The organism is Apibacter raozihei (assembly GCF_004014855.1).
GTDB lineage: Bacteria > Bacteroidota > Bacteroidia > Flavobacteriales > Weeksellaceae > Apibacter > Apibacter raozihei.
Window position 1 is genome coordinate 2,657,632 of the sequence record NZ_CP034930.1, and the last position, 24,887, is coordinate 2,682,518.

The 24,887-nt window shown below is 31.9% G+C and carries 22 protein-coding genes; 3 read left to right on the forward strand and 19 right to left on the reverse strand.

Annotated features, from left to right (window positions below; all coding sequences use genetic code 11):
* Window positions 1-3: 3 nt before the first annotated feature.
* The 3 genes from EOV51_RS11775 to EOV51_RS11785 are packed head-to-tail and all read right to left on the reverse strand — an operon-like array spanning window position 4 to window position 1,651.
* Window positions 4-405: a hypothetical protein gene (locus EOV51_RS11775; protein ID WP_128152724.1), complete on the reverse strand. Its 402-nt coding sequence runs from the start codon at window positions 403-405 to the stop codon at window positions 4-6.
* Window positions 398-1,195, reverse strand: coding sequence for a hypothetical protein (locus EOV51_RS11780; RefSeq protein ID WP_164875304.1), 798 nt, complete (start codon window positions 1,193-1,195; stop codon window positions 398-400). Before EOV51_RS11780 ends, EOV51_RS11775 begins: the two co-directional genes overlap by 8 nt.
* Window positions 1,196-1,237: 42 nt before the next feature.
* The gene (locus EOV51_RS11785; protein WP_128152726.1) at window positions 1,238-1,651 is read right to left on the reverse strand and encodes a helix-turn-helix domain-containing protein; all 414 of its coding nucleotides are present in this window, start codon (window positions 1,649-1,651) and stop codon (window positions 1,238-1,240) included.
* A gap of 154 nt (window positions 1,652-1,805) precedes the next feature.
* On the opposite strand from EOV51_RS11785, the gene EOV51_RS11790 reads away from it, so the two are divergent.
* The gene (locus EOV51_RS11790) at window positions 1,806-2,009 is read left to right on the forward strand and encodes a SymE family type I addiction module toxin (RefSeq protein ID WP_128152727.1); all 204 of its coding nucleotides are present in this window, start codon (window positions 1,806-1,808) and stop codon (window positions 2,007-2,009) included.
* Window positions 2,010-2,931: 922 nt separating this feature from the next.
* Here EOV51_RS11790 and EOV51_RS11795 read toward each other — a convergent pair.
* From EOV51_RS11795 to EOV51_RS11805, 3 genes are read right to left on the reverse strand one after another with little or no spacing between them, the layout of a single operon-like run.
* Window positions 2,932-3,771, reverse strand: coding sequence for a DUF4435 domain-containing protein (locus EOV51_RS11795; protein WP_128152728.1), 840 nt, complete (start codon window positions 3,769-3,771; stop codon window positions 2,932-2,934).
* A complete protein-coding gene (locus EOV51_RS11800) occupies window positions 3,764-5,008 on the reverse strand; it encodes an AAA family ATPase (protein WP_128152729.1) in 1,245 nt (414 codons plus the stop codon). Before EOV51_RS11800 ends, EOV51_RS11795 begins: the two co-directional genes overlap by 8 nt.
* A 34-nt stretch (window positions 5,009-5,042) precedes the next feature.
* Entirely contained in the window at window positions 5,043-5,459 is a 417-nt protein-coding gene (locus EOV51_RS11805) for a helix-turn-helix domain-containing protein (protein ID WP_128152730.1), read from the reverse strand.
* A 154-nt stretch (window positions 5,460-5,613) separates the two neighbouring features.
* On the opposite strand from EOV51_RS11805, the gene EOV51_RS11810 reads away from it, so the two are divergent.
* Window positions 5,614-5,817, forward strand: a complete 204-nt coding sequence (locus EOV51_RS11810; protein WP_128152731.1) for a SymE family type I addiction module toxin — start codon at window positions 5,614-5,616, stop codon at window positions 5,815-5,817.
* A gap of 823 nt (window positions 5,818-6,640) precedes the next feature.
* Here EOV51_RS11810 and EOV51_RS11815 read toward each other — a convergent pair.
* The 10 genes from EOV51_RS11815 to EOV51_RS11860 form a co-directional block, all read right to left on the reverse strand.
* Window positions 6,641-11,221 (reverse strand): T9SS type A sorting domain-containing protein, encoded by a 4,581-nt coding sequence (locus tag EOV51_RS11815; protein WP_164875305.1) that lies wholly within the window; start codon window positions 11,219-11,221, stop codon window positions 6,641-6,643.
* A 294-nt stretch (window positions 11,222-11,515) separates the two neighbouring features.
* A complete protein-coding gene (locus tag EOV51_RS11820) occupies window positions 11,516-12,625 on the reverse strand; it encodes an acyltransferase family protein (protein WP_128152733.1) in 1,110 nt (369 codons plus the stop codon).
* A gap of 314 nt (window positions 12,626-12,939) precedes the next feature.
* Window positions 12,940-13,359: a cupin domain-containing protein gene (locus tag EOV51_RS11825; RefSeq protein ID WP_128152734.1), complete on the reverse strand. Its 420-nt coding sequence runs from the start codon at window positions 13,357-13,359 to the stop codon at window positions 12,940-12,942.
* 33 nt (window positions 13,360-13,392) lie between these two features.
* Complete coding sequence (locus tag EOV51_RS11830) at window positions 13,393-14,451, reverse strand: NAD(P)-dependent alcohol dehydrogenase (RefSeq protein ID WP_128152735.1); 1,059 nt, start codon at window positions 14,449-14,451, stop codon at window positions 13,393-13,395.
* A gap of 13 nt (window positions 14,452-14,464) precedes the next feature.
* Window positions 14,465-15,316 carry an aldo/keto reductase gene (locus EOV51_RS11835; RefSeq protein ID WP_128152736.1) on the reverse strand — a complete coding sequence of 284 codons (852 nt, stop codon included), beginning with the start codon at window positions 15,314-15,316 and terminating at the stop codon, window positions 14,465-14,467.
* Between the two features lie 6 nt (window positions 15,317-15,322).
* The gene (locus tag EOV51_RS11840) at window positions 15,323-15,724 is read right to left on the reverse strand and encodes a putative quinol monooxygenase (RefSeq protein ID WP_228427626.1); all 402 of its coding nucleotides are present in this window, start codon (window positions 15,722-15,724) and stop codon (window positions 15,323-15,325) included.
* Between the two features lie 5 nt (window positions 15,725-15,729).
* Window positions 15,730-16,506 (reverse strand): carboxymuconolactone decarboxylase family protein, encoded by a 777-nt coding sequence (locus tag EOV51_RS11845; RefSeq protein ID WP_128152737.1) that lies wholly within the window; start codon window positions 16,504-16,506, stop codon window positions 15,730-15,732.
* 29 nt (window positions 16,507-16,535) lie between these two features.
* Entirely contained in the window at window positions 16,536-17,111 is a 576-nt protein-coding gene (locus EOV51_RS11850; protein WP_128152738.1) for an NAD(P)H-binding protein, read from the reverse strand.
* Window positions 17,112-17,174: 63 nt separating this feature from the next.
* Window positions 17,175-18,158 (reverse strand): aldo/keto reductase, encoded by a 984-nt coding sequence (locus EOV51_RS11855; protein WP_128152739.1) that lies wholly within the window; start codon window positions 18,156-18,158, stop codon window positions 17,175-17,177.
* 33 nt (window positions 18,159-18,191) lie between these two features.
* Window positions 18,192-19,172, reverse strand: a complete 981-nt coding sequence (locus EOV51_RS11860) for an aldo/keto reductase (protein WP_128152740.1) — start codon at window positions 19,170-19,172, stop codon at window positions 18,192-18,194.
* Window positions 19,173-19,351: 179 nt separating this feature from the next.
* On the opposite strand from EOV51_RS11860, the gene EOV51_RS11865 reads away from it, so the two are divergent.
* Window positions 19,352-20,248, forward strand: coding sequence for a helix-turn-helix domain-containing protein (locus EOV51_RS11865; protein WP_128152741.1), 897 nt, complete (start codon window positions 19,352-19,354; stop codon window positions 20,246-20,248).
* On the opposite strand, the gene EOV51_RS11870 is transcribed toward EOV51_RS11865, so the two are convergent.
* From EOV51_RS11870 to polA, 3 genes are all read right to left on the reverse strand, one after another.
* Complete coding sequence (locus tag EOV51_RS11870) at window positions 20,245-20,988, reverse strand: hypothetical protein (RefSeq protein ID WP_128152742.1); 744 nt, start codon at window positions 20,986-20,988, stop codon at window positions 20,245-20,247. The two genes, EOV51_RS11865 and EOV51_RS11870, sit on opposite strands and share 4 nt — an antisense overlap.
* A gap of 43 nt (window positions 20,989-21,031) precedes the next feature.
* The gene (gene pgeF / locus EOV51_RS11875; RefSeq protein WP_128152743.1) at window positions 21,032-21,838 is read right to left on the reverse strand and encodes a peptidoglycan editing factor PgeF; all 807 of its coding nucleotides are present in this window, start codon (window positions 21,836-21,838) and stop codon (window positions 21,032-21,034) included.
* A 170-nt stretch (window positions 21,839-22,008) separates the two neighbouring features.
* A complete protein-coding gene (polA, locus tag EOV51_RS11880) occupies window positions 22,009-24,831 on the reverse strand; it encodes a DNA polymerase I (RefSeq protein ID WP_128152744.1) in 2,823 nt (940 codons plus the stop codon).
* Window positions 24,832-24,887 lie beyond the last annotated feature (56 nt).

The window sequence follows — 24,887 nt, forward strand, 5'->3', positions numbered from 1 at the left end:
TTTTTAAATATAAAACATAATTAATAAACTTATGATTAATTGTGTACCATAAAAAAATATTAAGGTTTTTGATAAAAAACACTTGTAAAACATATTTTTATCTTTAGTAAATTCTGAAGTATTCATTGAAAAATCTATATTGTCATTATTTTGAATTAATCTAACTTTATCATATAAGCATCTGAATTTACGTTCTAATTGTAGAAAATATGCATTTAACATCCAAAAAATTAATAATGCAAAATAAGTTATTAGTATGTAATTTTTATTAGCATCTTTTGCCGCAAGAGCAAATAAAGCTGCTAACAAAGTAACACACCAACCTTTGACTATAAATGAATTTGTACTCATTCGAGTTATAGTATTCTGTATAAATTCCAGATGTTTAAGTTTTTTATCATTCATTTGAAAAAAATCTTTTATTTAGTGGATGTTGTGCGTATAAAGTGTCTAAAGCTTTTTCAGGATTACTAATGTTTTCTGATGTTTTAAGCCAATTCAGTAGATCATGCGCATTTAGATTCATTAAATGTGAAAGCTCTACATTATAATCTATTAATAATTGTTGTTGATCACTTTCATTTAACATTTTCATTTGATTTGATGAAAATACTTTAACCTTTTGTTGTAAGCGTTTAGGCGTTTTCTTTTGTACAATTATTGAAGTGTTGATTTCTGAAAAAATCCAAGGTGAATCAGTCTTATTATTAATTTCATTAGAAGTGGTGATAGAATTTGGAGTATTTAAAAACATAATACATTCGCAATTGTCAATCATTCTGTTTAAAGAGTTAGAAAGCATCATATGCACATGGGTTGTAGAATAATTTCTTTTTTCATAGTTATAATAACTATCACTATCTTTGCAATATCTATTATCAAATTGTTTTAGTAAATTATCTGAATATCCCCAAACAGCTGAATCAATAAAAGTATAAATATTGAAAGCTTCATGAAAAAAACCTGCAAGAAGAAAAGCCCATTTTTCATCTTTATGAGAATGGGATAAAAAAATATGTGCTTTTACCTCAGGAAACCATTCACTAATAATTTTATCGCCATCTAGACGTTTATTATCTAATAAATAATCGTCTAGAGTACTTTTTACTTTTGCTTTAGTATCATTAAAAATTTTCCCACCTATTTTAATGAGTTCATTTATAGTATTATCATTTATTTTTAGATTAGATGGCATTGAAAGATTAAAACCCCTATACATATTAGCTGTATTATAAGTTTATTTCCCCTCAATCAACCTCTCCAACTTATCAATCATTTCTTTTTGTTGTTGAAGCATACGTTCGTAAAGTTCCACCATTTTATCAACAGGATTGAAGCTTGGTTGATAATTTAAAACTGCCGGATTTGTCATGGTGGCATTGTCATTATTGTTTATTGTATTAGAAATGACATTTATAGCAAGCTCATCATCAAAATTTTTAATAGCTTCTGCAGGAACTTTTAAGATTTCCGCAATTTTCCCCAACACTTGATCATCTAATATTTCTTTAGATTCATAGTCAGATATGGAGGATTGGGAAACTCCCATATCAAAAGCCAACGCTTCCTGTTTTATTCCTAATATTTCACGAAAACGTTTAATATTTCTGCCTTGGTGTATCTTTTTGGGTGTAGGGTTGTCTATAGTCATAAAGCAAATGTACAAATTTATCTTTGAGCTAAGATACAAAAAAATCAAATAAAATATGAGGTAAAAAATCAAAGATTTTTGGTAAAATATTAGCTTCCCAAATTGAGTATCGGGCAGGGTAGGGTTTCCTTTGCAGAAAGAAAAAATAAGTAATATGGAAGTTCGTAAATATAAAAGCAAAGCCAAAATACGCACTATAAAGGTATATGAAAGGGATTTTAAAAGAACCAGTTTCCGTTATGTTTCTTTTCCGGAAATACGTATGACAGGGAAATGGTTGCAGGATTCGGGTTTTAGAACCGGAGACCAGATATTAATCAAGCACAGTAAAAAACGAATTGTGATTACTAAGGTTTGAATAAAAATATTATGTTAAATAGGGAATAGTGAAAAGTGAATAAAAGAAAGGAGTTAATCAATTTTTATTAAAATTTTGAATTATTCTTTTGTCTTGGTACAAATGTTTTGCATTCTTGAACTCCTTAATAATTTATTAAAGCTGTGAAAAAAAGAAACAAAAATCAAGGCTGTAAGTGGATTTCAGCTTAAAAACTTCTTTAAAAAGCTGAAAGATTTTGAACTCACTAAGGCTCAAGGCATAAAATATTTTTAATATAGTTATTAATTTCATTCTTTTGTCTTGAAACAAAAGAATCAAAAATTCAAGAAAAATAAAAAACTCGCTTTCGCTCAAACATTTATTTTTCCTCATGTTTTCAAATTAAAAATATAATAAAACACTTTAAAAGTCATTTAAAAAATAAAATTTCTTTTCTCAGGTGTTGGCCAAAAAAATTAAACAGCACAGGCTGGCCGTGTGTGGGATTTGTTCAGAAAAATTTACAGCGTAATTTTTTATTGTAAAGGCTGTAAATTATTTAAACAAAACGGGTTGGCTGCGCGGCTATTTATACATAATGGCAAATTATAGGAAAACCCTGTAAAATGTGTTTGTCTCAGAAAAGTTTTATTTAGGCGAAGCCCGAAGCTTTTGCGTAGACATAATATAACATTATAGGAAAATGTGTAAATACTGCCGTAATTTTGAAATGAATTATTTTCCTATAATGTTCTTGCATTATGTTACATAGCTTTGAGCTATTTAATTTTTAAAAGGGGAGAGGAAAAGAAATTTTATTTACATAAATCAGCTTAAATATATTGAACCATTAAATAAGCCCCGACTTTCTAAAATTACATTTCGTAATTGTTGTATGTCAATATTTTCTTAATATTTATTTAAATTTTCTTTCCAAAAGTTATGTTAATTAATATTTTAATTATTTTAGATAAGTAATTGCTAAATTTAAATTTTTATATTCTTTTATTTTTTTTTCATCAAATGACATCCAAAAAACACTATCAATATTATCTTTTTCAAAGCCTATTTTCTTACATATAACTTCTAAAACTTTTATTAAATCTTTTCCATGTATAATGAATCTATAATCAATTTCCTCTGAACTTTTTATAAATTCATCTATTTCTTCAATCAAAAATTCTGGTTTAATTTTTAATTTTTCTGAATTTTGAATTAATACTGCTATATATTTATTTTTGTCAATTTCTAACGTATTACCAACATATTTAATATATTTATTTAATTTTTCATTAGTATTATTGATTGATAAATTTTTACCTTTTAATATAGAAAATTTTCGAACATATCCAAAATAAACAGATGAAATTAATAATTCAAATAAAGTAGTTGCATCTATTTTATTAGTTTTAAGCCCTATTTTTAAAAATTTATCTAAAAAAAATTGGTTCAATAGATATGATTCTAAATCTTTAAAATCTGTAATAATTATGTGTTTATTTATATTTGTTTCATTTAAATCATAATCTCTATCAATAAAAAATTTAATATTCTCCATATCTGAAGGTACAATATTTGAAAAATGTAAAATCTTTCCTTTATTCCCCCCTTCAACTGGATCCATTTCTATATTTTCAATTTCAATAATAATAGAGTTTTTATCTATTTTATCACATATAAACTCAAAAAAAAATCTATCTGTTATTCCCTCAACAACCAAAAGCCTTCTTTCATTATCAAGTTCAAAAGACTTAATATGTGATTTTGGAGTTCGTTTTGGCCTTTCATTATAATCACTCATATCTTTCGGTTATAAGTGAATTAGGAAAGTTTTCGGCGATATCAGGAGAATGTGTTGCAAAAATCATTTGAGGAGAAGCATTACTAGCTATTGTTATTAATGAATTTACAAGTTTTCTTTGCCATGATATATGCATAGACATTTCAGGTTCATCAATTGCAATTACAGAACCTTTTACTTTAGTACATAATGCTAGTACTGTTAAATAAAGTAAATGATATTCCCCTGTACTTAATTCGTTTTCAGATATTTCATCTAACATTGAATTTAGAATATTTATTTTAAATCCATTTCCACTAATAGTAATCTTTTTATCTGATAAATAATCATTTAATGTATTTTCAAAAACTAATAATCTGTTGGCCAAGCTTACTAATTCAAAGATTCGAGATTCATGTACATTAATGTAGGCAGAGATAATACTTAATTTTATTTGATTATTTTTAAAAGTTTCTATCTTATTTTTTAATTTTTTATAATCCCAATTTTCTCTATAAAGTTTTAATTGATTAAACTTATATTGTTTTTCAATTTTTTCAAGTAAATTTAGCCTTTCTAATATTTTTTTATAGTCGAGTTCTATAACATTGTCAATATTGTCTAATATTTTATCAAATAAATCTGGTTCCTCAGTATGAAAATAATTAGAATAGTTTATTTGAGAATCTTTAATAAAATTTCGAATTTTATTATTTAAAAATGATTTATTTTGAAATTTTATTTTTTTTATTATTTCTTTATTTAGTTTTATTTTTTCACTTATAGATTCATCTTTAATATTTTTCTTTATAAGTCTTTCAGTATCTATAAATTCATAAGAAAATTTATCTAAATCCTTTCTATACTGTTCAGTAAAATTTTGTTTAGATAATATATTCTCAGGAGTATCTTCAAATTTATCATCTACATTTAACTTAGCATTCAGTATTTTTTTATTTCCAGATCTATAAGTAACAAATAAATATTTTTGTTCCTCTAAAACTACTTTTTTAACAGTAATTCTATTAGAATTAGAGAATATTAGATGCGCATATTTAAATTTAGATTTTCTAAATTCATCAAAATCCAAAGTCATGAAACCATCAACCATTCTTAAAACTGTAGTTTTACCTATACCATTTTTACCATAAATCATTATAACGTCTGCATTTGCACGTTCATGCTTATTAATGGTAAAATCAATTTTATGATTATATAAATCGAATAACCCCTCTATATAAAATTCCTTTATTTGCATATAATTACATCGTTAAATTCTTTAGGCTCATTCATCACTTTATCCTATCCAAAATATCCTTCATAAGTTGAGTTTTCTCTTTTTCGCTTTCTAACAAGCGTTCAAAAAGTTCCACTACTTTATCAAGAGGATTAAAGTTTGGTGAATTATTGATTATACTAGCGAATTGAGGGGTTGAATGGTCGTGATTGTTAAATGTATTTGCTATAACATTAATAGCTGAATCTTCATCAAAATTTTTAATTGCTTCTGCAGGAACTTTTAAGATTTCCGCAATTTTTTCCAACACTTTATCATCAAGTGTTTCTTTAGATTCATAATCGGAAATGGAAGATTGGGAAACTCCCATATCAAAAGCCAAAGCTTCCTGTTTTATACCTAATATTTCACGAAAACGTTTAATATTTCTTCCCTGATGTATCTTTTTGGGTGTAGGGTTGTCTATAGTCATAAAGCAAATGTACTAATTTATCTTTGAGCTAAGATACAAAAAAATCAAATAAAATATAAGATAAATAATTAAATATTTTTGGTAAAATATCAGCATTCTAAATTGAATATCGGGCAGGGTAGGGCTTCCTTTGCAAAAAGAAAAAATCAGAAATATGGAAGTTAGTAAATATAAGAGTAAAGCTAAAATACGCACTATAAAGGTATATGAAAGAGATTTTAAAAGAACCAGTTTTCGTTATGTTTCTTTTCCGGAAATACGTATGGCAGGGAAATGGTTGCAGGATTCGGGTTTCAGAACCGGAGACCAAATACAAATCAAACACACCAAAAAACGAATTGTGATTACTAAGGTTTGAATAAAAATATTATGTTAAATAGGGAATAGTGAAAAGTGAAGAAAAGAAAGGAGTTAATCAATTTTTATTAAAATTTTGAATTATTCTTTTGTCTTGGTACAAATGCTTTGCATTCTTGAACTCCTTAAAAATTTATTAAAGCTGTGAAAAAAAGAATCAAAAATAAAGGCTGTAAGTGGATTTCAGCTTAAAAAACTTCTTTTCAAACATAAAATATTTTTAATATAGTTATTCATTTCATCATTCTTTTGTCTTGATACAAATGCTTTGCATTCTTGAACTCCATAAAATTTATTAAAGCTGTGAAAAAAAGAAACAAAAATTCAAGAAAAATAAAAACTCGCTATCGCTCAAACATTTATTTTTCGACATATCAATATCACATCAAAAAATAAAATTTCTTTTATCAGGTGTTGGCCAAAAAATTAAACAGCACAGGCTGGCCGTGTGTGGGATTTGTTTAAAAAATTTACAGCGTAATTTTATATTTTTAAAAGCTGTAAATTTTTTAGGCAAACCAGGTTAGCCGCGCGGCTATTTATACATAATGGCAAATTATAGGAAAACCCTGTAAAATGTGTTTGTCTCAGAAAAGTTCTATTTAGGCGAAGCCCGGAGCTTTTGCGTAGACATAATATGACATTATAGGAAAATGTGTAATTACCGCCGTAAATTTGAAATATATAATTTTCCTATAATTTATATTATGTTAAATAGATAATTTGAATTTCTATCTCTCTACGTATATTATAAGACAACTTCTTACAACAAACAAAACCATGCATATGGCATGGTTTTGTTTGTGAATTTAGTTTACTACTATTTATTGCTTCAAAATTTTAACCATAATCTCAGAATTATTAACTCTAATTAAATAATAACCTGTTTTTAAAGAAGATACATCTGTTTGTTTGTTTTGAAATTTTCCTTCTTTTACAAGCTGTCCGGACAAATTATAAATCTGATAGTAATAATCTTTACTATCATTTACCTCAATATTAAGAATGTCTTTAACAGGATTAGGATATAAAACAAGTTTCTCGTTCTTTATATCTTCTTGTACTGCTTCTTGTGTAAAATAGGCTTTAGCTTCATAAGTAGCGTTTCTGGATACGGGAATTCCCGGCAGCGGGCCTCTTGATACACCATTGTCTTCCTGTTTTATACATCTACAATTCATTGCAGCATAAGGATCTACATTTGTGTATTTAACAAGAATCCGGGAAAACTGATCAAAATGCATATAAGTTCCCCTACCCGTAAATATATCATGTAAATTAGCATACCAGATTCCACTTCCTAAAGCAGGATTAATGATACTACTCAGACCATCTTTACTAAGTACTCTTCTTTTACCTCTGATATATCCTTTCGGATAATTTCCTGTATTATATTCACTATTATTAAAGACAAAACCTACTGTATTGTTATAAGCTTTATCTACTGGTCTGGGTAGGTGGTAAATAACAGAACCGTAATAACCTTGTTCAGAATTACCTACCGGTTGTCCTTCTTTATTCACATAAGTAACATATTCCCGATTATTTTTTAAGCTCCAGGGAGAGGATTTTATAGGACCCGTTACAGTCTCTGGAATTCTCCATCCATTAGGACAAGGATCAAATACAGATTTGTTTCCTCCCAATCCCCATCTTTCAGGATACAGACCGTGATATCCTGTGTCTAACAACCAATCCGAACCCAGCATATAATAATCATTTGGGCGAGTTGGATATACTACATTAGGCATCATGAACTTTAAAGGATTTGCCACGGAATATCCAAGAATTTTTTCGATTCTTACATCTATCTTGTCACTGGAATTTATATTGTTTTTATAGGTGTTGTAATTAACAATCTGGCTGGAATTATACATGTTTTCTGTTAAAGTTGAATAAGTTACGGTTCCATTATTGTTTCTTCCTAAATACACGTTAAATTTGCTATTACTTGGAGCTATTTTAGTAAAAGTCGGTAAAGGATCTTTTCTTCCCCATTGGTAATGTAAACCTTGAGAATTATTTAATTGTAATAATACATTGGAACCAGACTGATATTGATTATAAACTGTTGGCATAACATCAATAGCTCCCAGATTCCTATCCATAATTTTCGTTTTCATAATGGTACCATACTGTGTATAATTTACGTAGTTGTCCGTAGTTATGGGTTCATCATTTACATAGGTAAGAGAACTAACCTCACTGTTAGTAACCCATATGTGCCAACTCCAGTAAACAGGATTATCAATGGAGCCATTGTGTAATGTAATTAACGCATTACCGGATTTGTTGGCATTGATTTTTACATTTATATTGGCTTCTTTAGAAGCCGGATTATCAACAGTCAATTGAGTTATTAATTCATTATTGTCTGCCCAAAGTACATTTGCTTTCAGATTATTAAAACTTACTGGATTTAAAATCTGTGTGTTGCCTAAATAGTTACTTTGCACCGAAAAAGCCTTACTTACAGGTATTGAAATGAGCTGATCTGTTGGTGATTTTGTAATCATGTAAGCATTAGGATTATCCAGACCCGCTGTATACGTTTCATTTTCAGTGAAGAATCTCGTTTCAAAATTATAATTGTTTTTTTCAAATAAAGGATCTTTTATACATCTGCAAGCATGGGCATTATTGGTAGGAAAATCATCTGCTGGCTTATATAAATAGAGTCCGTGAACATTAGGATAATTTAAAAAGTCTGGCTGTTTGTTAATTTGATCGGTAGAAGGAATTAATCTCAAAGCACTGGCTACAGAAGAAATTTCCCCGAAAGTTGTCATGGTTGAAGTCCATAAATAAGTTTCAAGATGGTCTGTATGTGATGCTTTTGAATGGTATCTGACATCTCCACTTGCACCCCTTCCTATCCAACCAGTTCCTGGAAAAATTCCCATATTATTACCTGCTACATTGGTCATATCAAAGCCGTATTGAGGGTATATTTTTATACCAGCAAGATAAGGTTTCAAATTAGATAATCCTGGACTAATATTAGATCCATCAGTATTAAAATTTGATAAAGAATTGCTTGACTTAGGTCCAAATGGAGTAAAATCCATTCTTAATTTTTTTTCTGCAGAAGCCGCCAGTAAAGAAGGAAGCCTCCACCCATTGGGACATGGATCATAAGAAGATTTATTACGGTAAGGCTGAGGCTGAGGCTGAGTCTCTTTAATCTCTGGTGCCTGCACTCCAAAAGAGTTGTCAGACCATAAATTAACTTTACTTAATTCATGAGTTTGTAGTCCCGGAACTATCCCAAACCAATTATAATAGTACAAAACTGAATCATATGTACCATAAACAGATGGTGAGACAGTACCATCATCAGTAACATAAATTAAGCTCAAGGGATTTTTAACGGATAGTCTTATATTATCTGTAATATTTGCTACTGTTTTATAAATAAATTTTGTAGAGTTGGTCAAACTTTTGTAATCGTTAAATGGACTGTTAGGAAACTTTACTACAGCCAAACCCTCATCATGAACAATTTTCCCTAAACTTCCGGATACTTGATAATAATTAGCATCAGTTGTGGTTAAAGGAGGAAACGGATCTTTTCTTCCCCACTGGTACATGAGTCCACCATTCCTATTCCATCCTTCTCCTGTAAATGAATTTCCCAGAGCTCCTAGGTTTCTATCCATCCACCCCCATTCAGAATCAGGAATCTTTTCTATAGTTCCATCACTTAATTCTCTTTTTACATCATCAAAACTTTTATATGTCGAGCCATTCGTTGGGTCATTTGTTACCCACACGTGCCACGACCAATAAATTTCCCCATTTACTTTATAAGCAATAACAGCATTTCCTTTTTTTACATTATTTACGGGTACTTTTATTTCTGCTTCTTCTCCACTGCCTATAATATCCAGCTTGTAATTCTCTTTAGATCTTATAAGTCCCATAGTGTCTTCCCATAAAACATCAGCAGTTATTTCTCCAGTAGGAATGTCGATACCTTTCATGTAATTTCCGTTTTTCCACATTTCATAGGCTTTTTTTACGGGAATGTAAAATCCGTTTACACTAATTCCATTTTTATCTTTACCCGTAAAAATATAACTATTGGGTGCTTTTTTCCAATCCACAAGATCGCTCTTTGCTCCCGGATTGATTGTAATACAGCTAGTTTCATTGGAATTATTCAAATCACCAAAAATACCTACATAGTTAATAAACTTTTTTATTTCCTTTTCAATTTCTGTCAAAGGAGAGGAAGTTCCGTTCCAGCCAGCTGTTACCTTTCTGTTTCTAATAGCTCCTATTCCATAAATGGATGCTTTTGAGGTATTACTTAAAAAGAAATTTTCAGATCCAGGCCCTCTGTCTTTTTCATACAAACGTGGATATCCATAATGATTTACTGTATTATAGTTGCTGATTGCATTGATAGTAATATAACTACTGTTGGATTTATATATTCTTAAACCGGTTGATTTACTTATAACAATCACTACAGGTTCCTGATTAGTAATTATATCTGTAAGTTTTTGATTAATATAGTTGTATAGATTATAGTATCTGTTGATTAAAGCATTAGGATTAGTAAAGTCTAAATAGCCTCTTCCAGCCTGTTCTCCTCCTTCTTCCAAAGGTAATGCCCAATTACTAAAGTTAACAAAAAAACCTGCATCAGAAAATTTACCTGCAAACATATAAACAGGGTCATGATAAGAATATTCGAAAGGACTTAATTCGCTTCCCTGATAAATATACTTTTGAGTGTTCGCCAATATTGTAAGGTTATTAGGATTTTCAATGTTGATTACCGGTGCTTTAGGGTTAGAGGTATTTAATGTTCCGGTAGCATTAATTGACAAAGCTATATTATCTAATTTTTTGTGTAAGTGCAGAGAGGTTACTCTATCTTTTATACTTTTTACAGTGCCATCTTGATTTAACACAACAGTTTCGTTTGTTTTGGGGGTAAACAAATAAGTATAATCATTTTCGTTGAGCTGACATTGCCCTGTTGTATAATCTGATTGTTTGTAATGATATACTGTCTTTTGCCAAATTATAGACTGCCAATTTGAAAGATTGGTATTAGAGCTCAATTCAATTTTAACATTCTGCTTGTTAATATTAGATGCGGGCAATTCGAAACTAGCAGTTAAATTTTGATTAAATTCATTAGTCGCTGCAAATGTTTTATCCCATGCTGAAACCCAGTTTCCTGAAGAATTCTTATATTTAATTGTAATAACAACCTGGTCGGAAGTCACAGGTTTGGTAAAATTGCCTGTAATAACGACTGCTCCTTTTTGATTAATGGTTTGCGTAATTTCGATATTTGAGTCTAAATCTACAACGTTTTGAGATAAACAAGGTATATAAATAAAACCCAAAATTAAAAGTACAAACTTTGAAATAATTTTATTTTTCATACTTATATTTTTTTTGTAATACATTTTTTTACATGATTAAAAAATCATTTAAAAGTACATATTATATATTAAATCTATAATAATATAGATTAATTTAATATTTTAAAGTATAAAATAACTTAATTTATATATTATAATATTTAAATAAAATTTATTAGATCAAATAATTAAAGTAAATAGAATTAATTTTTAAGTTTCAGGTTTTCATAAAATTTTAAAAATATATTGAAATAATAAACCCGGATGATATAATCATCCGGGCATGCTAATAAATAAATTGTAACAACTATATTTCTAAAGAAATTTTTTCTTTAACCAATTTCTCATAGGAATATCAAATAACTTCATAGTAACATAACCCAAAATGATGGATAATACTACAACTAGTAAACCGTAAGGCCAGGATTCTTCAAAACTCAATTTGTTATTTGCCACCCAGGCCATGTATATATTAATCAACGGGAAATGAGTAATATAAACGGGGTATGAAATATCTCCCAAAAATTTACAAACAGCAGAAGATTTTGCACCAATTACCTTTCCTCCGGCTCCTAACCAAATAATAAAAGGAAACATAACCATTAAACATAAACATTCATAAATCCTGTTAGGTATATCTCCTAATCTTGGAACAGAAAGTAAAGCAACTAATAAAATAGATGAAATAAGAAATGCATTGGGAATATATTTAAGTTTAGCTGTACGTGACAATAAAAGTCCGGCTAAAAATGGAAATGATAAACGTATAAAGCCAATTTTGAGCTGAACAGGATCGTCTATTGCCCATCCGCCTATAATATCTCCGATTTCATTGGTAAAAGCGTAATGGATGGTAAATCCGGCAGCAATAATCACCAGAAGGCCAAGTACCATTTTAGAAACCCTGCGAAGAACTAATGCATAAGCTATGTTTGCTATATATTCAAAAAATAAAGACCAGGCCGGTCCGTTTAACGGATACATTTCATTCCAGCCACGAATGTCTCCACCTTTACCAACGGGAATTAATAAACATCCTAATATAGTAATAAGAATTAAACGCCACCAAGGTGTCTGTGATATACCTACCCAGTGCAATGCCGGCGAATCCTGAAAATAAAAAAGTAATGCTCCAATAATAGAACCAATAATAATCATGGGTTGCAAACGTATAATCCTACGCTTAAAAAAGTCCAGCAAACTCATTTTTTGCCATCGGTCATCATAGGCATATCCTATAACAAATCCGGATAAAAGAAAGAAAAAGTCAACAGCTAAATATCCGTGATTGATCATTTGTAAAGCATGATCACCTCCCGAATAAATTTCAAGAACGTGAAAAAACACTACTAAAATGGCTGCTACTCCCCTAAGTCCGTCAAGTATTACGTAATGGGGTTTTGATTTTTTAATGTCTAAATTCATAGTAATTTCTTTATTTATGGTTAGTTTTAGCAAGTAACACAAAGATGTGTCCCTCTGACACAAATATATTAAAAAAACTAAAATAAATATTGTAAAAACAAAATTCAGGTAAAAATCATGCAATTTTATTGTTAAAACGTGTTCCAGTGCCTAAAGAAATTACTTTTTTTAAAGAAGTATAGTCTGATAATAAGATATTTAAAAACTTAAACATAAAAAAAGTCAAAAAGAAACTCTTTTCTTTTTGACTTTTTTATCTATTCACCCGCCAAAAGTAAATCATGATCTACTTTAAACAGCAAATTTTAAATTAACTATTGTTGAACAGCTAAATATTCTTCATCAGTAACGGGGCTCAGCCAAACAGCCGATCCTTTACTGATGCAGGTGCTAATGGCTATATGTGTAAACTCACTATTGGGAGTGGCTCCGTGCCAGTGAATAATATCGGGTTGAATTTCAACAACATCTCCATTTTTTAATTTCTGTGCTGATTTACCTTTTTCCTGATAATAGCCCTCTCCTGCCGTACACAACAAAATCTGTCCGCCAGGGTGAGAATGCCAGCTGTTTCTTACTCCTGCTTCAAAAGTTACATTACCTATAGTTATATCAAAATCTTTTCCGTTTTCCATTAACATCTCCAGCCAGGCCGTTCCGCTAAAATTATCATTTTCCAGCGGAGATCCCTTAGGAAATGGTTGTTGTGATATATTTTCGTTTTGTGTATTCATTTTATTCTTTTCATTTAGCTCATTATTACAATATTAATTAGCTTGTGCTAAAGAAGACATATCTATAACGAAACGGTATTTTACATCTCCTTTTTCCAAGCGCTCAAATGCTGTATTTACCTCATCAATGGAAATCATTTCAATATCTGCCTTTATATTATGTTCGGCACAAAAATTAATTACCTCCTGAGTTTCGGCTATTCCCCCGATATTGGAGCCGGAAAAACTTTTCCTTCCGTTTACTACATTAAAGGCTCCTATTTCCAAAGGTGCATTGGGTAAACCTACCAACACAAGAGATCCGTCTACTTTAAGCAGGTTAATGTACTCATTTACGTCATGACTTGCAGATACCGTATCCAGAATCATATCTTGTTTCGGACAATTTTTCATTTGCTCCTTGTCTGTAGATAAAACTACCTCGTCAGCCCCCAGACGCTTTGCATCTTCTGCTTTAGCCTGTGAAGTTGTAAAAACGGTAACCTCAGCACCCATTGCCTTTGCTATTTTAATAGCCATATGCCCCAGACCGCCAATACCAATTATTCCTACATTTTTACCCGGACCTGTTTTCCAATGTTTTAAAGGTGAATAAACTGTAATTCCTGCACAAAGAATGGGCGCTGCACTTGGTAAATCTAGATTTTCGGGAATATGTACTACATAATTTTCATCTACGACGATACTTTCGGAAAATCCTCCATAGGTTATTCCTCCATGTTTTTTATCCGGAGAATTAAATACGACAGTCCAGCCGTTATCACAAAATTGTTCTTCTCCCTCATGACAATGGTCACATTCCCGGCAACTGTCCACAATACAACCTACACCTGCCAAATCACCTACCTTAAACTTGCTTACGCCCTCTCCTACTTTTTTTACTCTCCCGACTATTTCATGCCCGGGTACAACCGGATATAAGGTTCCTCCCCAATCATTATGTACGCTGTGCAGATCGGAATGACAAATACCACAGTACAAAATTTCTATCTCCACGTCTTTTACGTCAACTTCTCTTCGTTCTATTTTCATGCCTTTTAAAGGCTCTATTGATGCTTCTGTTCCAAAAGCTTTTACTTGTTTAGTGTCCATATATTATATTGTTTTAATTCTTTTTTATCATGGTAGAAAACCATTTAATCATTGCCGGATCCCTATGATCAAAAAATAGGCTTTTATGAGTATCCATCGTTTTTATAGCTTCCATATCTTCTCCTGACAGTTCAAAATCAAAAAGCTGGATATTTTCTTTCAGTCGTTCTTTTTTTACGGATTTAGGTATTACCACTACTTCTCGCTGAATTAACCATCTTAATACGACCTGGGCTACAGATTTGTTATATTTATTTGCTATTTTCACAAGAACCGGCTGGGTGAACATATCATTTCTTCCTTCAGCAAATGAGGCCCAGGATTCTATCTGTATACCGTTTTCTTTTAAAAATTCCTGATCACTTATGCGTTGATAAAAAGGATGAGTCTCAATCTGGTTTACTGCAGGAACAACCGTATGATTTACTATTATATCCATTACTCTGTCCGGATGAAAATTACTCACACCTATGGCTTTAATCTTTCCACTTTTATATAATTCTTCCATAGCTCTCCAGGATCCATGAACATCACCATAAGGTTGATGTATTAAATATAAATCCAGATAATCTGTCTGTAATTTATTGATGGATTCTTCAAATGCTTCTTTGGTTTTTTCATATCCGGTATGGGATATCCATAATTTGGTAGTCAGAAATAACTGATTACGTTCAATTCCGCTTTCTTTGATAGCCTGTCCTACTGCTTCTTCGTTATGATATGCAGCTGCTGTATCTATAGAACGGTAACCGGTTTGAAGCGCATCCAGTACAGTATTTTTACATTGTTCGTATTCAGGTATCTGATAAACGCCCAGTCCTAACATAGGCATTTCTATTCCATTATTTAATTGTATTGTTTTCATTGCTGATTAATTTTGATAGGGATATTTTTTAAAAAGTATATTCATCATCGTCTCATCCAAGGCATACATATCCACCAGCTTTAATGATTTAACCATTTTTAGTGTGGATGTCTTGTATTTAATAAAATGCTCAGTTTTCAGATGTTTTTCATACTCAGCTTTATTCGCATAAATTTCAAGTATTCTGAACTGAGTGCTATCTTCTTTCATATATAAGGGAAATATGGAAATAACACCTTTTTCCAACTTTACCGACGCTGCCGATTCTTCTTTCAAAATAATTTTGTACTGAGAAAGGTATTCCGGATAAATTTCCAGTTCAGAAATACGTAATATAGGGTGATCATTATTTTGAGAATATCCTAATGAGCCCATAATTACACTGATTATTAATAGGATTGTTTTCATATAAATTATTTAGGGGGTAAAATTTCATTCAGACAACTTATTGCATTCAAAGCACGGGGGTATCCAATATAAGGAATAAGCTGGGTTATCAAACTGATTAAAACAGCACGGTCGTTTCCCACTTCAACATTACCTAAAATATGACCTTTCATTTGATTTTCTGTCCCTCCCATAGCCAGCAAAAAAGTAAAAGTTGCCATTTCACGCGTTTTTAAATCTAGTCCACCCCGGGACACAAAATCTCCAAAACAATTAGATGATAAAAATCTTTGTATATGGAGTAAGTCAGCAGGAGAATTTTCATACATTTTTTCTATCGTTGCTCCAAAAATTTTCTTTTGCAGAGCCAATCCTTTTTCAAAACGATTTTCACTTACAGTTTCCGCTCGTTTCTCTAAAGGAAGCGGTATTTCCAATTCTTCAAAAATAGTATTGGTTATATAAATATACTCAATAATTTTGGATATTCCTAGATAAGGTACCGCTTGATATAAAATTTCTTTAATTTCAGCTGGTTGAGTATCGGTATTTAAGGCTGCGTGAACAAAATGTTTAAACTCGGTGGGTGAATTGGTTCCCAATGTGGATGCCAGTATCATGAGCACCCGTTTTTTAGTTCCCAGCTTATCATGTTCCAGTATTTCATCAAAAGCAAAATTGGCGACTATTTCTGCAAGTTCTGGATCTGTTTGAAGCATATCCGATTCATAACCAGGCCATAACTCCTCATAATTGATAATTGCTTGTGATGTTATATTTATTTTCTTTTTATTCTTGCTCATTATAAACTAATTATTTACTATTATTAAGTTTAATCAGGCTTACTTATTCCTAAATTCTCATTTACATATAAACCCGGATCATTTATTATACGACTAATAAAATCTGCAATGCTTTTTCTTGATAAAGCGTTTCCTGTTTCGGGTTCACCTTTACGAGTAATTTGGTAATTTATTTCATCTTCATTTGTAAACCAATTGGGACGAAGGATCGTATACTTTAAACCAGAACTTTCAATCAAATCAGTTAATATCCTATAAGGCAATAGTATAGACTTTAATGGTTGATCATAAATACCTATTGAGCTTACAGCTACAATTCGATACACACCTGATGCTTTCATTGCTCTGATACAATTGTTTATCATGGCTTCCAAATCTCCGGAAAGATTTACATATACGATATCCTGACCAATCATTGCTTTTTCGATATCCGGATAATTCATTGCATCGCCTTTGATTAGCGTGCAATTTTCAGTTTCTTTAACTGAAAGTTTTTCAGGATTTCGGGCAAAGAGAGTAATCGTATTAAACTTATCTTTTTTTAAAGCTTGAATGACTGGCCGAGCCAGGCTTCCCGTTGCTCCTATGATTAAAATTTTAGGCATGTTAACGTTACTAAATAAATTATAAATTTGTTATGAAACAGCTTGAAAGGCAAAAGTTGCAAATCACTTACCAACAATCTTCTGAAGATTTTCAGGATAACGTGCTCCTGCAACTGATATTTTAGATGCTGCCTCTTCAATTTTTTGTACATCTCCGGTAGACAATTGAACAGAGACTGCCTCTATATTTTCTTCCAAACGGTGTATTTTGGTTGTTCCCGGAATAGGTACAATCCAAGGTTTTTGTGCCAACAGCCATCCTAAAGCTATTTGTGCCGGGGTTGCATTTTTTTCTTCACCCATACTTTTTAACAAATTTACCATAGCTTGATTAGCTTTCCTGTTTTCTTCTGAAAAACGAGGTACTTTATTCCTGAAATCTGTTGGGTCAAATTGAGTAGATTCACTAATAGCTCCGGTCAAAAAACCTTTACCTAAAGGACTGAAAGGTACAAAACCTATTCCCAGTTCTTCCAGCAATGGAATAATTTCTTCTTCCGGTTCTCTCCACCATAGTGAATACTCACTCTGTAAAGCAGTTACCGGCTGTACGGCATGCGCTTTGCGGATAGTTGCTGCTCCAGCTTCGGATAAACCGAAATAGTTAACTTTTCCTTCCTGTATCAATTCTTTTACTGTACCTGCTACATCTTCGATAGGAACATCCGGATCTACACGATGCTGATAAAATAGATCTATATAATCGGTTTTCAACCTTTTTAAAGATGCTTCTGCTACCGCTCTTATTGTTTCCGGACGACTATCCAACCCCTTATCAGGCCGACCTTCTTTAAATCCGAATTTTGTAGCTAAAACAATTTGACTTCTATATGGTTGTAAAGCTTCTCCCAATAATTCTTCATTTTTGTACGGGCCATAAGCTTCTGCAGTATCAAAGAAAGTTATTCCTGAGTGAAAGGCCGTTTGCAAAAGTTTTACCGCTTCACTTTGATTTGTTGCAGGTCCATATCCGAAACTTAAACCCATACATCCTAATCCTAAGGATGAAACTTCTGGTCCGTTAGCTCCTAATTTTCTTGTTTTCATATTTTTAAATTTTTAGATTTTTAGATTTTTTATTTATTCTTCTGAAATGGATAGCAAATTTTCAGACAATCTCTCTCCTTGTATTTGTATTGAGGACAGCTTTTCATCAATTTCATCCAAATCTTTTTTGCTTAATATTACATCCGCAGATTTAATATTATCATTGATATACTCTATTTTATCCATTCCCGGAATTGGTACTATCCATTCTTTTTGAGCTAATAGCCAAGCTAAAGCAATCTGTACGGTAGAACATCCTTTATTGGAAGCAATATCATTCAACATAGCTACTAATGGCATATTGTTTTTAATAGCCTCTGGCGTAAATCTGGGAAAGGAAGCTCTTAGGTCATTTTCCGGATTAAATGTAGTTTCGGGTGTAATTTTACCTGTCAAAAAACCCGTTCCCAAAGGTCCCCATGGAACAAAACCAATACCTAATTTTTCACATAAAGGCAAAACTTGCTTTTCCGGCTCACGAGTCCAGATAGAATATTGATTCTGTACTGCTGTAACAGGGTGAACTGCATGTGCTTTTTCAATCGTATTCGTTCCGGCTTCTGATAAGCCGAAATAGATGACTTTTCCTTCCTGAACCAAATCTTTTACAGTACCTGCTACGTCTTCAATTGGTACATTAGGATCTACCCTGTGTTGATATAAAAGGTCTATATAATCTGTTTTTAATCTTTTTAAAGAAGCTTCCACTACTTTTCTTATATGATCCGGCCGGCTGTTTAAACCTCCGTTTTCTGATATCATACCAAACTTTGTTGCAATTACCACTTTTTTCCTAATAGGTTCCAATGCTTTTCCTACAAGTTCTTCATTGGTGAATGGTCCATAAGCTTCAGCGGTATCAAAAAAGGTTATTCCCTGGTCATAGGCATCTCTGATTATCTGAATACCTTCGTTAATATTTGCTGCTTCTCCGGTTCCAAAACTAAGATTCATACACCCCATTCCGATTTCTGACACTGTTAAACCGCTGTTTCCTAATCTTCTTATTTTCATTATATACTTTTATCGAATTATATTAGTTATATTTAGTACTTTTATTTCTGGTTACAAATTTCAGGAGAGTTAGCATTTTTATCCTTATACGAATTACTGCTTTTTATACCCATATCACTGATTGGGATAATTATGTGTTTTCTAATACCTACATTTGTATCAGTAAAAAATAGTTGACCATGGGTGAAATAGTTAATTTAAACAGTGTAGATGCATATAATAAATTGAGAGGTATTAAAACCCTGCATCCGCTAATCAGCGTTATAGATTTATCTCAAGCTAAGTCTATTCCGGCTCAAACGTATAATTTCGGATTGTATGCCATATATCTGAAAGAACTTAATTGTGGAGAGCTGAAATATGGTAGAAGTCATTATGATTATCAGGAAGGAACTTTGGTTTTTGTTGCTCCGGGTCAGGTAATGGGTATACAACCTAACACTACTAAGTATGAGCCTAAGGGCTGGGCTTTGATTTTTCATCCGGAACTGATTAAAGGAACTTCTTTAGGAAAGCATATTCAAAATTATTCTTTCTTTTCTTATGATGTTAATGAAGCTTTACATCTTTCCGATAAAGAAAGGCAGATAGTATTGGATTGCATGGGAAATATTCAATATGAAATTGAACAGTCTATAGATAAGCACAGCAAGACATTAATAGCTTCTAATATTGAGCTATTCCTTAATTACTGTACCCGATTTTATGACAGGCAGTTTATTACCCGAGATAATGCTAATAAAGGAATTTTGGAAAGGTTTGAAAGAGTATTAAACCAATATTTTGAATCTGACAAACCTCTCAATATCGGATTACCCTCCGTAGGCTATTGTGCTGATGAGCTACACTTGTCTGCTAATTATTTTGGTGATCTGATAAAAAAAGAAACCGGAAAATCTGCACAGGAATATATACATCTTAAGGTTATTGATTTAGCTAAAGAAAAAATATTCAATGTGGGTAAATCTATCAGTGAAGTGGCTTATGAACTAGGCTTTAAGTACCCACAGCACTTTACCCGCTTATTTAAGCAAAAGGTCGGCGTGTCTCCTAATGAGTATCGAAATCTGAATTAATTGTTGCTCTCTGAATTTGAAATTTGTTTATTTGTTGGGTTTATTTTATCTGCAATTATAGAATCAATTAGATTTTCTTTACCTAACAGATAGGCAGATTTGAGATTCAGTATATATTTTTGAGCAGACGATAGTTCTTCCTGGTATTTTTTTACATTCATCTGGTTTAAATAATATAATACCATGAATAATATAGAAAATACTACCAAAACTACTGCTAATAAAACAGATGGATTTATATCTTGAGAATAAGGCAGTTGTGAAAAATTATTCCCATAAATCCAATCGGCAAACATAACGGCACAGGACAAAATTAATAAACCAATTGCTGCCATATAATGAATAATTGAATATTTATTTAATTGATCTATCCTGTATTTGCTTTCGGTAATATAATGTTCAAACTCCCATTCTAATTTTTCCCAGTTGCTATTTCCTGCATATTTTTTTACTGAGGCAGATGTTTTATTCATATAAGTAAACACCAGATATTCCCATCCTACTCCAATTCCCAACACTATTAATATACCTATGATGGAAAGTAAGCTGTAAAATACATTCTGAATTACATGAAAGTAAAAGCCTAATACAATAAGTACAATTACAACAAATGCAAAAAAGTAAGCTTTGGTATTTCCATAGTTTTTACTTTTTATGTGTGCTAATTCTTCATTTACTTTCTCTTTTCCTGAATTCCAGGAATCTTCTATTCTTTTTTTATCAAAAACTATCTTTTTCATATTATGTATTTAATAAATATCGTTAGTAATTAAAATTTTAAAATTATAGCAAAACTCCTCCCGTAAGCATTCTTCCGGAGTTTAATGTCTGTCTTCTGGCTGAAAAAAACCTTTCTGAATCTTTGTATGTACATATACCGGATATTTCTATATGTGAATCTAAAAGTCCGGCTTCTAAAAGTAGAAAACGGTTAGCTTTCCATAAATCTATATGATGTTTTTCTGATTCTTTGTTTATTTTACTTATTATGGACAGATTGAAATTTGCAGATACAAATTCTTCAACTACTTCACTGCCTACTTCAAAATGTTCTATAGAGATAGACGGACCTATAGCGGCTAGGATATTTTCCGGTTTACAATTAAATTTTTCGACCATCAATTTCACGGTTTCTCCCGCTATATTGGAAACTGTACCCCTCCAGCCTGCATGAACAGTACCCAGCGTTTTGTTTACAGGATCGTATAGCAATACAGGAACACAATCTGCAGTAGTAATTCCTATACATATTCCTTTTTGATTAGTTACTAATGCGTCAACTCCCTTCAGAATTTCCAAAGATTTCGCATTTTTATCTAATAAAAAACTTTTATCTATAACTGCTACCTTATTACTATGAGTAAGCCGCGGTATAAAAATTTGATCTACTGAAATTTTTAATTTATCGGATAGAATTTTTTTATTTTTTTCTATATTGTTCGGTTCATCTCCAGATGATATTCCAAAATTGAATGAGGAATAATTTCCTGAGCTTACTCCGCCCCATAGCGTAGTTGTAAAATGTATCAGGGATTTATACCCTGAGAAACTGGAATATGTATAAAAACTTTTGTCCGAAATTGTATTCATAGTTCTTTATATCATCTTACTACTTACAATAATTATTCTATTTTCTTCAAATTGAAAAAAAAATCGAAAGTTTTTATATTTACATACTGATTTATAACGTTTTGGCTGCTTAAAATCTTTAATTTTTTTACTAATAAAGTGAATGTTAAATGTTATAAATCAATGCTATATTAATGTGCTTCCAGCCAATTCTGTCCATTCCCTACTTCTACTAATAATGGAACTTCAATTTTAATTGCATTTTCCATGGTATTTTTAATCAGTACGGAAACTTCCGTTACTTCTTCATCTGGTGCGTCAAACACGAGTTCATCATGAACCTGAAGCAGTAATTTAGTTTGTAGTTTCCTTTGATTTAACAGCTCATGTATTTGAATCATGGCTATTTTTATTATATCGGCTGCTGTGCCCTGTATAGGAGCATTGACAGCATTTCGTTCTGCATGAGATCTGACAATAGCATTACCGGAATGAATGTCCGGTAAATATCTTCTCCGACCGAGAAGTGTTTCTACATAACCGTTTTTCCTTGCTACTTCTACCTGTTCTGCCATATATTTTTTTAATACCGGATACGCTTCATAATAAGCATCAATCAACGTTTTAGATTCGCTTCTGGAGAGTCCTGTCTGTTCACTTAATCCAAAGGCGGATACTCCGTAAATAATTCCGAAATTGACAGTTTTAGCATGTGAGCGTTGTTCGCGGGTTACCTGCTCCATAGGAGTGTTAAAGACTTTGGCAGCAGTAGACCTGTGAAAATCTTCTCCATTGTTAAAGGAGGCTATCATCGCCGGATCTTTACTCATGGCAGCTATAATCCGAAGTTCAATTTGCGAGTAGTCAGCAGAAATAATTTTATGACCCAAATCCTTTGCTATAAAAGCTTTTCTTACCTCTTGTCCGCGTTGTGTACGGATAGGAATATTCTGAAGGTTAGGATTATTGGAAGCTAGCCGTCCGGTGGCAGCTACGGTTTGGGCAAAAGTTGTATGCACACGTCCGGTTACCGAATTTACTTCTCCGGGTAATGCATCCACATAGGTCGATTTCAGCTTTTGGAGCTGCCGATATTCCAGCAATAAATCAATAATTGTGTGCTTATGTGCTAATTTTAGTAAAACATCTTCACCGGTAGCGTATTGACCGGTCTTGGTTTTTTTAGGTTTGTCTCCTAGTTTCAGTTTATCAAAAATTATATCTCCCAGCTGCTTAGGTGAATTTATATTAAATTCTTCTCCGGCAAGGGTATAAATTTCCTTTTCAAGCCTGACCAAATCTCCTTCCAAACCTTTGGACATTTCATTTAATGCATCTATATCCAGGTTAATTCCCTGCCACTCCATATCTGCCAAAACTCTCATTAGTGGCATTTCAATTTCTCCAAAAAGTTTTTTTAAATTATCTTTATCGAGCTGAGGATCGAATTTGTTTTTTAATTGCAACGTTATATCGGAATCTTCAACGGCATATTCTTTTTGTTCTTCCAAAGGAACTGAGGAAAATATTTTTTGATTTTTTCCTTTTTTACCAATAAGTGTTTCTATAGGGACAGGTTTGTATCCGAGTTCAGTTTCTGCTAAAATATCCATTCCATGACGTCCGTCCGGATTAATAAGATAGTGGGCAATCATGGTATCGAAAAGCGTGCCTTTTACCTCAAGATGATACCTGCGCAATACTTTGCAATCATATTTCAGGTTTTGTCCCACTTTAATGACGGTTTCCATTTCGAAAAATGGTCGTAATATTTCTATAAATTCAGCAGTTTTATCTTCGTTTTCGGGATCAAAAGGAATATAATAACCTTTGGCCTGTTCGTAAGAAAAAGAAATTCCTACTAATCGGGCAATCATGGAATCGGTAGATGTGGTTTCAGTATCAAAACAAACCACCGGTTGTTTTAACAGTTTATCTGTAAGCAGCTTTACTGCCATTGGAGTTTCAACTAACTGATAAAAATGTTCTGTATTTTCAATAGTTTTCCAATGAGAGTTTTCAGCTGTTTGTTCTTCATTTTCTACTGAATCGAAAAGTGAGGTTTGCTGTGGATTAGAATTCTTTTTGGTATTGGAAACAGTTTCAGTTTCCTGGCCAGACATCAGGTTGTATGTTTTTTGAAAATTTTGAATCATGTTTCTGAATTCAAGATTTTCAAATATGTTTATCACTTCTTCAACGTTAGGATTATCTACTGTAAATTCTTCGTAATGAAATTCAATGGGTACATTGGTTTCAATGGTAGCCAATCGTTTGGATAGTATGCCTAGTTCTTTATTTTCTTCTATTTTTTCTTTTATTTTTCCTTTTAGTTCAGAAGTATGAGCAAAAAGGTTTTCCATGCTGCCATATTCTTTAATAAACTGCTTTGCCGTTTTTTCTCCTACTCCGGGAAGCCCCGGTATATTATCCACACTATCTCCCATCATACCTAAAAAGTCGATCACTTGTAAAGGGTCTGTTACTTCAAATTTCTCTTTTACTTTTTCGATATCCCAAATTTCTATATCATTTCCACGAGAGGCTGGTTTATAGACAAATATATTTTCGGAAACTAATTGGGCATAATCTTTATCCGAAGTCATCATATAGGTCGTATAGCCTTCTTTTTCAGCCATTTTAGCTAATGTACCAATTACATCATCGGCTTCATAGCCTTCTTTCCACATACAAGGAATATGCAGTGCTTTAAGAAGTTGTTGTATATAGGGAACAGCTATACGTATGGCTTCAGGAGTTTCTTCTCTGTTTGCTTTGTATTCTTTATATTCCTGATGGCGAAATGTTTCACCTACATCAAAAACAACCGCCAAGTGTGTTGGTTTCTCTTTTTTTAGTAAATCAAACAGGGTATTGGTGAATCCGAAAATAGCGGATGTATTTATTCCTTTAGAATTTATTCTTGGATTTTTAATAAAAGCATAATAGGCTCTGAATATTAATGCATAAGCGTCCAGAAGAAAAAGTTTTTTTTCGCAGTCCTGAGTCGTCATTCGTATATATCTTTATATTTCAATTCAAATATAAGATATTTATAAAAAAAATAGGT